Consider the following 2207-nt stretch of genomic DNA (forward strand, 5'->3'; position numbering starts at 1 on the left):
CTGCTTGGCGCGCTTCTTTACGGGCTTCTTTCAAATCTGTTTTCGCTAATAGGCGTCAGCTCTTATTTGCAGCAATTGGTTCAGGGCCTGATTATCCTCTTTGCAGTTATTATTTCAGTGAAAGATAGTTCATCTGCCTTTAACAAGCTTAAGATTTGGATAAGAAGAAAGTAGGGAAATTATGGAAAATGTATTGGAATTAAAGGGCCTTAAAAAAACCTTTGGTGAGACAACCGTTCTGGAAGATGTAAATATAGAATTTAGGGAAGGTGAATTTCATGCACTTGTCGGGAAAATGGCGCTGGAAAATCCACCATCATAAAAGCTATTTCCGGAGTGCATCAACCAACTGCTGGACAAATTGTATTTCATGGAAAACCTGTAAAGTTTGGCTGCCCTACAGATGCCCAGCGGGCAGGTATAAGTACGCTGTTTCAGGAGATACAGGAGATTCCGGAAATGACTGTGGCAGAAAATATATTTTTGGGGAGAGAACCAAAACTGCCAGGCGGTATTTTTATTGATAAAGGGAGACTGGTGTCAGAAGCAAAAAAACTTATGCAGGACATGGGACTGTCCATTGATATAACGAAAAAAATGCGGGAATTGCCCGTATCGACAAGAAAAATGGTTGAGATTGCGAGAGCGGTCAATCAGAATGCATCCGTGGTTATCATGGATGAACCGACAGCTAATTTGAATGCAGAAGAGATTAACGCATTGTTTCATATGATTGATATGTTAAAACAAAAACGGACAACGATCATTTATATTTCTCATCGAATGAATGAAATATTTGCTTTGGCCGACAGGGTAACAGTGCTAAGAGATGGGCGCAAAGTAGCGACGTTGAATCATGATGAATATGATGAAAAAAGTTTGATTTCCATGATGATCGGACGGGAACTAACAGAAATGTATCCGGAACGACATGCCAAACTGGGAGAGGTTGTTCTGGATGTTAAGGATTTTACATTAGATGGGTTCTTTAAAAACATATCTTTTCAGGTGAAGGCGGGTGAAGTTGTCGGCTTTTCGGGCTTGGATTCATCTGGTGCAACAGTACTGACAAAAGCACTTTTTGGCTTAACTGAGAAACCGGAGGGAACGGTAAGGATTGCCGGCGAGAATTTAAAGATGAAAAACCCCTCAGAGAGCATCAGGCAGCATGTGGCATATTTGCCGGAAGACAGAAAAACACAGGGGTTGTTCCTTAACCAGAATATTGTGTACAATTATACGATCAGTTCCCTGCATTCCATTTTCAGTCGCGCAGGGGTGATTAACCATAAACTGGAAAAGGACAGATCGACAGATGTTTCGAAAAATATGAAACTGAAAGCAGACGGTCTTCATTCCAAACCGAATGAACTGTCCGGTGGAAATCAACAGAAAGTACTTCTTGGCAGATGGATGCTTGATACATATAAACTTCTTATTATGGAAGAACCAACACGGGGAGTTGATGTTGGGGCAAAGGCTGAGATTTATCAGCAGATCAATCATCTGGCAGAACAGGGTGTGGCTGTGATTATGTATTCAACAGAAATGATGGAATTGCTTGGAATGTGTGATCGAATTTTAGTGTTCTCTGCAGGTAACCTGACAGCTGATTTGGATAAAGAGAAAGCAACTCAGGAAAAAGATCATGCAGCATGCGCTGGTAAGGTAGGTGAGCGAAATGAAAAAGAAATTAGATATCTCTCAGATTATACCAATTGTACTTTTGGTTGTCTTAATTATTATGGGATCATTTTTGCAGTCAAGTTTCCTGACAGTCGCAAACTTTTCAAATATCCTGCAATATGCTGTTGAAGCTGGGTTTATAGCAATAGGAATGGCATTTGTTCTGTTTATTGGCGGCATTGATCTGTCAGTTGGCTCTGTTATGGCTTTTGCATCAGTTGTAGCAGCTAAACTTGCGATTAATCATTACCCCACGTTATTGATCTTACTGGTAGCACTGATTATCGGCATTGGCTGCGGTGTGATTAATGGACTTGTTATTACAAAACTAAAAGTTGAACCATTTATGGCAACTTTAGCTATGATGATGATTATGAGAGCCTGTACCTTTTTATTTACAGGCGGAGGACCGATTACAGGAGCGTCGGTTCTGGACTCTTTTAAGAAAATTATTAAGGCGTCCGTATTTGGTATTCCAATTGGTGTTATTTATGTCATCATCGCATTCATCATTGCCTATC

At 40.5% G+C, this 2207-nt stretch carries 3 protein-coding genes; all 3 read left to right on the forward strand.

Annotated features, from left to right (window positions below):
• Nucleotides 1-181: 181 nt before the first annotated feature.
• Nucleotides 182-322, forward strand: a complete 141-nt coding sequence (locus R1Y93_RS12415) for a hypothetical protein (protein WP_500823051.1) — start codon at nt 182-184, stop codon at nt 320-322.
• A gap of 14 nt (nt 323-336) precedes the next feature.
• Complete coding sequence (locus tag R1Y93_RS12420; protein ID WP_500823052.1) at nt 337-1815, forward strand: sugar ABC transporter ATP-binding protein; 1479 nt, start codon at nt 337-339, stop codon at nt 1813-1815.
• A gap of 22 nt (nt 1816-1837) precedes the next feature.
• On the forward strand, nt 1838-2207 hold a 370-nt coding region (locus R1Y93_RS12425; RefSeq protein WP_500823053.1), incomplete at its 3' end, for an ABC transporter permease.

Source organism: Blautia sp. HA3515, assembly GCF_059933065.1.

Coding starts and splice junctions, on each gene's coding strand:
- R1Y93_RS12415 (WP_500823051.1), top strand. CDS start 182: ATGGAAAATGTATTGGAATTAAAGGGCCTTAAAAAAACCTTTGGTGAG.